This is a genomic window from Streptomyces sp. NPDC050264 (assembly GCF_040655895.1).
Classification (GTDB): domain Bacteria; phylum Actinomycetota; class Actinomycetes; order Streptomycetales; family Streptomycetaceae; genus Streptomyces.
The window spans coordinates 469,203-476,946 of record NZ_JBFAKV010000001.1 but is presented as its reverse complement, the minus strand read 5'-3'; the positions used below and the strand labels follow the sequence as shown (position 1 = coordinate 476,946).

General features: G+C 73.3%; 6 protein-coding genes. All 6 read left to right on the top strand.

The features are described 5' to 3' along the window. Nucleotides 1-279: 279 nt before the first annotated feature. The 6 genes from AB0J02_RS02170 to AB0J02_RS02145 all read left to right on the top strand — a co-directional run bounded on the left by AB0J02_RS02170 (nucleotide 280) and on the right by AB0J02_RS02145 (nucleotide 7,712). Nucleotides 280-1,353 (top strand): nitronate monooxygenase, encoded by a 1,074-nt coding sequence (locus AB0J02_RS02170; RefSeq protein WP_363191587.1) that lies wholly within the window; start codon nucleotides 280-282, stop codon nucleotides 1,351-1,353. Then, nucleotides 1,350-2,096 (top strand): 16S rRNA (uracil(1498)-N(3))-methyltransferase, encoded by a 747-nt coding sequence (locus AB0J02_RS02165; protein ID WP_363191586.1) that lies wholly within the window; start codon nucleotides 1,350-1,352, stop codon nucleotides 2,094-2,096. The genes AB0J02_RS02170 and AB0J02_RS02165 overlap by 4 nt, the downstream gene beginning before the upstream one ends. Nucleotides 2,097-2,335: 239 nt before the next feature. Further along, the gene (locus tag AB0J02_RS02160) at nucleotides 2,336-3,004 is read left to right on the top strand and encodes a hypothetical protein (RefSeq protein WP_363191585.1); all 669 of its coding nucleotides are present in this window, start codon (nucleotides 2,336-2,338) and stop codon (nucleotides 3,002-3,004) included. Between the two features lie 61 nt (nucleotides 3,005-3,065). Further along, nucleotides 3,066-6,290 carry a S41 family peptidase gene (locus tag AB0J02_RS02155; protein WP_363191584.1) on the top strand — a complete coding sequence of 1,075 codons (3,225 nt, stop codon included), beginning with the start codon at nucleotides 3,066-3,068 and terminating at the stop codon, nucleotides 6,288-6,290. A 153-nt stretch (nucleotides 6,291-6,443) separates the two neighbouring features. Further along, a complete protein-coding gene (locus AB0J02_RS02150; protein ID WP_363191583.1) occupies nucleotides 6,444-6,797 on the top strand; it encodes a histidine triad nucleotide-binding protein in 354 nt (117 codons plus the stop codon). Nucleotides 6,798-6,803: 6 nt separating this feature from the next. Continuing rightward, nucleotides 6,804-7,712 (top strand): ribonuclease Z, encoded by a 909-nt coding sequence (locus AB0J02_RS02145; RefSeq protein WP_363191582.1) that lies wholly within the window; start codon nucleotides 6,804-6,806, stop codon nucleotides 7,710-7,712. Nucleotides 7,713-7,744: the final 32 nt, after the last annotated feature.

Sequence of the window (7,744 nt, the reverse complement as noted above, 5' to 3'; positions counted from 1 at the left end):
TTGTCCCCTGGGTGGGCGCAGTCAGCCTGGGCGGCTGGGGTTGTTCTCGCGGTTGAGGGATGCCTTCAACGGGCGGTGAGTGTCTCTTTTGTGGCCGGGGGTTCGGGGGTTGTCCCCTGGGTGGGCGCAGTCAGCCTGGGCGGCTGGGGTTGTTCTCGCGGTTGAAGGATGCCTTCAACGGACGGTGACGCGTAGGCATGTGCCACCCCGGGCGGGGTGGCACATGCCAGGCGCAGGCGCCGATTCGGCTGTCTGACGCGTACGTGGCACGATGCGCTCATGTCCTCCGCGCTGACCGATCTCTGCCCCTGTCCGATCGTGCAGGCCCCCATGGCGGGCGGCGCGTCGTGTCCCGCGCTCGTGGCCGCCGTGGCCGACGCGGGCGGCCTGGGATTCCTCGCCGCCGGGTACAAGACGGCCGACGGCATGTACCAGGAGATCAAGCAGGTGCGGGGGCTGACCGGCCGGCCCTTCGGCGTCAATCTGTTCATGCCGCAGCCCGAGTACGCGGATCCGGCCGCGGTCGACGTCTACCGCCACCAGCTCGCCGGTGAGGCCGGCTGGTACCAGACACCGCTCGGTGACCCCGACAGCGGGCGCGACGACGGTTACGACGCCAAGCTCGCCATCCTCGTCGACGACCCGGTACCGCTGGTCACCTTCACGTTCGGCTGCCCCACGCGCGAGGTGATCGACGCGCTGCGCAACGTGGGTACGCTCACCGCCGTCACCGTGACGACCGTCGAGGAGGCGCTCGCCGTGCAGCGGGCCGGCGCCGACGCCGTGTGCGTCCAGGGCATCGAGGCCGGCGGACACCAGGGCACCCACCGCGACAACCCCGAGGCCGACGGCAGCGGCGTCGGACTGCTGGCGCTGATCGCGCAGGTGCGGGAAGCGGTGCAGCTGCCCATCGTCGCGGCCGGCGGGATCATGCGCGGCGCGCAGATCGCCGCCGTGCTCGCCGCCGGGGCCGACCTCGCACAGCTCGGCACGGCGTTCCTCGTGACGCCGGAGTCGGGTTCGCCCGCGCTGCACAAGCAGGCCATGACCGATCCGCTGTTCACCCGCACCGAGTTGACCCGGGCCTTCTCGGGGCGGCCCGCGCGCGGCCTCGTCAACCGCTTCATGCGCGAGCACGGCCCGTACGCGCCCGCCGCGTACCCGGAGATCCACCACCTGACGTCGCCGGTCCGCAAGGCCGCCGCGAAGGCCGGTGACCCGCAGGCCATGGCGCTGTGGGCGGGGCAGGGCCACCGTCTCGCCCGGGAGCTGCCGGCCGGGCAGCTCGTCGAGGTGCTCGCCGCCGAACTCGTCGCCGCCAAGGCCACGCTCGGGCAGCGGGGCGCCGCGTGACCGCGCCGGTGTTCGTCGTCGACGGCCGGGTGCCGGGCGACTGCACGTACGTACTGGACGGGCCCGAGGGGCGGCACGCCGTCTCGGTGAAGCGGCTGCGCGCCGGGGAGTCCCTGGTGCTGACGGACGGGCGCGGGGCGTGGAGCGAGGGCGTCGTCGCCGCGGCCGAGGGCAAGGACCGCCTCGTCGTCGAGGCGGGGCCCCTGCGGACCGAGCCCGAGGAGCTGCCCCGGATCACCGTGGTGCAGGCGCTGCCCAAGGGCGACCGTGGTGAGCTGGCCGTCGAGACCATGACCGAGACCGGCGTCGACGCGATCGTGCCGTGGGCGGCTTCCCGGTGCATCACCCAGTGGCGGGGCGAGCGCGGCGCCAAGGCCCTCGGCAAATGGCGGGCCACCGCGCGCGAGGCCGGCAAGCAGTCGCGCCGGGTCCGCTTCCCCGAGGTCGCGGAGGCCGCGTCCACCAAGGAGGTCGCGGCGCTGCTCGCCGCGGCGGACCTGGCCGTCGTACTGCACGAGGACCGGGACGCGCCGAGCGCCGCGCTGGCGTCGGCGAAGCTCCCGGAGAGCGGGGAGATCGTGCTGGTCGTCGGCCCCGAGGGCGGTGTGTCGCCGGAGGAGCTGCAGGTGTTCGGGGACGCCGGGGCGCGGGCGTGCCGGCTCGGGAAGAGTGTGCTGCGCACGTCGACGGCCGGGACGGCGGCGGTGGCACTGCTGCTGGGCCGCACCGGGCGCTGGGGCTAGGGCCCTTCTGACGGATCTCCGCGGCGGCGAAAAGCGGCCAGGCGCCCTCGTCGTGACAGGTGTTGGAGACGATCCGGCCGGGGGCCGGGCGGAACACCAGGCGCAGGCGGGCGCGTGCGCCGGGGCGCTGACGCGTGAGTGTGCCGTTGCGGCCCGGATGTGCCGCGGTCCGGGTGCCCGCCCCACACTGGCCGCAACGCGTCTTTCCGTGCGGTGAAGCGGCTGGCATTCTGCCGTACATGGGGGATTTGAGTCGGATCAGCCGGGATGTGCGAAGGTCGCGGGCCCCGCGAGTACTGGCCGTCGCGGGCATCGTGGCCGCTGCCGTGGCCGGCGCCGTCGCGTGTCAGCCGACCGACGGGGAACTGAACGTGACCACGGTCTCCGTCACGACGGAGAAGCAGGCCACGGAGGAGCTGAACCGGCAGCACGCCGATGTCGCCTGGATCAGCTGCAAGGGCACCTACACCGACGGCAGTGGCACGCCCGGCAGTTCGTCGCCGAGCGAGGTGACCGTGGACTGTGACGGGAAGACCAAGGACGGCAAGGACATCACGATCAAGGGCTGGGTGTACGGGGTCGTCCCCGACAAGTGTGTGCGCGGCAACCTGATCGCACGGGTCGACGACAAGGTCTGGTTCCACCTCCAGGTCCTCGGCAACTGCGCCGCGTCGGACACGGCGACGCCCACGTACACGCCTGAGGAGCCCCCGAAGGACGAGCCTCCTAACGAAGAGCCTCCTAACGAAGAGCCCCCGAAGGAAGAGCCCCCGCAGGACGAGCCCACCGAGCACGAGCCCACCGAGCACGAGCCCCCGCAGGATGAGCCGCAGCCCGGACCCACGCAGACCGTGACCGAGACCGTCACCGTCCCGGAGCCCGACTGCAGCTGCCCCCAGGACAAGTGAGTCGAGCACGAACTGATCAAAAGACCGACGCGCGGGCTGCCGCAAATTTAGGGTGGGCGGGGTGACGAATCCTGCCTACCTCCGGTTCCCGCACCTGCACGGCGAGTTGGTGGTCTTCACCGCAGAGGACGACGTGTGGGCCGCGCCCCTCGACGGCGGCCGCGCCTGGCGCGTCAGTGCCGACAACGTGCCGGTCACCCACCCCCGGATCTCCCCGGACGGGACGACCGTCGCCTGGACGTCGCGGCGCGACGGCGCACCCGAGGTGCACGTCGCCCCGATCGACGGGGGAGCCGCCGAACGCCTCACGTACTGGGGGAGCTGGACGACCACCGTGCGCGGCTGGACGCCCGACGGCCGGGTCCTCGCCACCAGTACGCACGGACAGGCCTCGCTGCGGCGCAGCTGGGCGCGGGCCGTGCCGCTGGACGGCGGCCCCGCCGACACGCTGCCGTACGGGCCCGTCGGCGGTGTCGCGTACGGCCCCGACTCCCAAGTGCTGCTGCTCTCCGCCCTGATGGGGCGGGAAGCCGCCTGGTGGAAGCGGTACCGGGGCGGCACCGCGGGCAAGCTGTGGATCGACCGGGAGGGCGCCGGCGACTTCGTCCGGCTGCACGAAGGCCTCGACGGGAACATCGAGTACCCGATGTGGGTGGGGGAGCGCCTGGCGTTCCTCTCCGACCACGAAGAGGTCGGGGCGCTGTACTCCTCCCTGGCCGACGGGTCCGGGCTGCGGCGGCACACGCCCGTCGACGGTTTCTACGCACGGCACGCCGCCACCGACGGGACCCGGGTCGTGTACGCGAGCGCCGGTGAACTGTGGGTCGTCGACGACCTGGAGGCGGGGGAGACCCGGCGGCTCGACGTGCGGCTCGGCGGGCAGCGGGTCGATCTGCAGCCGCGGCCCGTCGACGCCGCACGCTGGTTCGGCGCCGCCTCGCCCGACCACACCGGACGCGGCAGCGCGGTCGCCGTGCGCGGGGCCGTGCACTGGGTGACCCACCGCTCCGGGCCCGCCCGCGCCCTCGCCGCCGAGCAGGGCGTACGGGCCAGACTCCCGCACACGTTCCGCGTCGACGGCGAGGAACACGTGGTGTGGGTGACCGACGCCGAGGGCGACGACGCGCTGGAGTTCGCGCCCGCCACCGGGGCCGCGCCCGGCGCCACACCCCGCCGGCTCGGGGCCGGGCAGCTCGGCCGGGTCCTCGGCCTCACCGTCGCGCCGGACGGCGGCCGGGTCGCCGTCGCCGCGCACGACGGGCGCGTCCTGCTCGTCGAGCGCGACCTGGGTGACGTACGGGAAGTGGACCGCAGCGAGGACGGGCACGCGTCCGGGCTCGCCTTCTCGCCCGACTCGGCGTGGCTCGCCTGGTCGCACCCCGGACCGCACGGCCTGCGCCAGCTCAAGCTCGCCAACACCGCCGACCTCGCCGTCACCGAGGCGACCCAGCTGCGATTCCGGGACTACGCGCCCGCGTTCACCCTCGACGGCAAGCACCTGGCGTTCCTGTCGGCCCGCTCCTTCGACCCGGTCTACGACGAGCACGCCTTCGACCTGGCCTTCGTGGGCGGGTCACGGCCGCATCTGATCACCCTCGCCGCGACGACCCCGTCACCGTTCGGGCCGCAGCGGCACGGGCGGCCGTTCGAACCGGCGGACACTCCCGGGGCCGAGACTCCGGACAGCGAGGGCGCGCCCGCCACCCGCGTCGACCTGGAAGGGCTCGTCGACCGCATCGTGCCGTTCCCCGTCGAGGCCGCCCGCTACTCGACCCTGCGCACCGCCAAGGACGGCGTGCTCTGGCTGCGGCACCCGGTGCACGGCGTGCTCGGCGACTCGCGCGCGGACCGCGGCGACCCGGACCCGAAGACCCGCCTGGAGCGCTACGACCTCGCACAGCAGCGCATCGAGGAACTCGGTGCCGACGCCGACCACTTCGAGGTCACCGGCGACGGCAAAAGAGTGCTGCTGTGGACCGGCGAAGTGCTGAAGGTCGTACCGAGCGACCGGCGGCCCTCGCACGACGACGACAGCGACACGAACATCACCGTCGACCTGGCCCGGATCAGCCAGCGCGTCGACCCGGCCGCCGAATGGCGGCAGATGTACGACGAGACCGGCCGCCTGATGCGCGACAACTTCTGGCGCCCCGACATGAACGGGGTGGACTGGGACGGGGTGCTGGAGCGCTACCGGCCGGTCCTCGACCGGGTCGCCACGCACGACGACCTCGTCGACCTGCTGTGGGAGGTGCAGGGCGAACTCGGCACCTCCCACGCGTACGTCGTACCGGGCGGCGGGGGCGGCTCCGCCGCGCACCGGCAGGGGCTGCTCGGAGCCGACATCTCCCGGTCCACCAGCAACAGCGGCCCCCAGGGCGCGCCGCAGTGGCTGGTCGACCGGGTGCTGCCGTCCGAGACGTCCGACCCGCGCGCCCGCTCCCCGCTCGCCGCGCCGGGCGTCGCCGTACGTGCCGGGGACGCGATCGTCGCGGTCGGCGGGCGGCCCGTCGACCCGGTGACGGGACCCGGGCCGCTGCTCGTCGGCACGGCCGGCAAGCCGGTCGAGCTGACCGTGTCGCCCGCGGGCGGCGGAGATCCGCGGCATGTGGTCGTGGTGCCGGTGTCGAACGAGGAGCCGCTGCGCTACCACGCGTGGGTCGCCGACCGCCGCGCCTACGTCCACGAGCAGTCGGGCGGGCGGCTCGGCTATCTGCACGTGCCGGACATGCAGGCGCCCGGCTGGGCGCAGATCCACCGCGACCTCAGCGTGGAGGTCTCCCGCGAGGGCCTGGTCGTGGACATCCGGGAGAACCGCGGCGGACACACGTCGCAGCTCGTCGTGGAGAAACTGGCCCGGCGCGTCGTGGGCTGGGACGTGCCGCGCGGCGCCCGCCCCTCCAGCTACCCGATGGACGCGCCGCGTGGTCCTGTCGTCGCCGTCGCCAACGAGTTCTCCGGCTCCGACGGCGACATCGTCAACGCGGCGATCAAGGCGCTCGGCATCGGGCCCGTCGTGGGCGTCCGCACCTGGGGTGGCGTCATCGGGATCGACAGCCGGTACCGGCTGGTCGACGGCACGCTGGTGACGCAGCCGAAGTATGCGACCTGGATCGAGGGTGTCGGGTGGGGGCTCGAGAATTACGGGGTCGATCCCGATGTGGAGGTGGTCGCCGCGCCGCAGGACGCTGCGGCTGGGCGTGACCCGCAGTTGGACGAGGCCGTACGTATCGCTCTGGCGGCGCTTTCCGATGACCCGGCGAAGGTGGCACCGGGGTTGCCCTAGCCGATGTCGTCTGCCGGCCGGTGGGGGCTGGTCGCGCAGTTCCCACCGGGCCGCACCCGCCGACGGATCAACAGGGCAGACGCCGCCGCCCGCCCCACAGAGCTGATCGATACGATGCCGCCGTACGGAAACGCCCCGCAAAGGAGACCCGACGTGACCGGCGAACCCCAGGCCGACTGCCTGTTCTGCAAGATCGTCGCGGGGGACGTGCCCGCCACCCTCGTCCGCGAGACCCCGACCACCATCGCGTTCCGGGACATCAACCCCCAGGCCCCGACGCACATCCTGGTCATCCCGCGCGTCCACCACCCGGACGCCGCCTCCCTGGCCGCCGCCGAACCGGAGATCGCCGCGGACGTGCTGCGCGAGGCCGGCGAGGTCGCCAAGGAGGAGAAGCTGGAGAGCTACCGCCTCGTGTTCAACACGGGCAGCGGCGCGGGCCAGACCGTCTTCCACGCGCACGCCCACGTCCTGGGCGGCCGCGGCCTCCAGTGGCCCCCCGGATAACTCACCGTGTCCGTAAGGGAATTCGTCATCCTCGGCACCGCCAGCCAGGTGCCGACCCGCCACCGCAACCACAACGGCTATCTGCTGCGCTGGGACGCCGAGGGCATCCTCTTCGACCCCGGCGAGGGCACCCAGCGGCAGATGCTGCGCGCCGGTGTCGCCGCGCACGACCTGAACCGGATCTGTGTCACCCACTTCCACGGCGACCACTCGCTGGGGCTCGCCGGGGTCATCCAGCGCATCAACCTGGACCGCGTACCGCACCCGGTGACCGCCCACTACCCGGCCTCCGGGCAGCGGTTCTTCGACCGGCTGCGGTACTCCACCGCGTACCGGGAGACCGTCGGTATCACCGAGGAGCCGGTGAGCGGGGAGGGCGCGGTGCTCGCCGACACGCCCGCGTACCGGCTGGAGGCGCGCAGGCTGTCGCACCCCGTCGAGTCGTACGGGTACCGCCTCGTCGAGCCCGACGGGCGCCGGATGCTGCCCGAGCGGCTCGCCGCGCACGGGATCACCGGCCCGGACGTGGGGCGGATCCAGCGCGAGGGGGCCCTCGGCGGCGTCACGCTCGCCGACGTCAGCGAGGTGCGGCGCGGACAGCGCGTCGCGTTCGTCATGGACACCCGGCTGTGCGACGGGGTGACCGAACTCGCCGACGGCTGCGATCTGCTCGTCATCGAGTCGACCTTCCTCGACGAGGATCATCAACTCGCTTCGGATCACGGGCACTTGACCGCCGGGCAGGCGGCCCGCGTCGCCCGCGACGGGAACGTGCGCCACCTCGTACTGACGCACTTCAGCCAGCGCTACGGCGACCCGGAGGAGTTCGCGCGGCAGGCGCGCGCCGCCGGGTTCGACGGGGAGCTGACCGTCGCCCGCGACCTGGACCGGGTACCCGTGCCGAAACGGCTCTGAGGCCCTGACCTGCGCACACCTGCGTACGATGC

Excerpts from the sequence above, each read along its gene's own strand:
- AB0J02_RS02160 (WP_363191585.1), top strand. The coding sequence starts at position 2,336 with ATGGGGGATTTGAGTCGGATCAGCCGGGATGTGCGAAGGTCGCGGGCC.
- AB0J02_RS02170 (WP_363191587.1), top strand. The coding sequence starts at position 280 with ATGTCCTCCGCGCTGACCGATCTCTGCCCCTGTCCGATCGTGCAGGCC.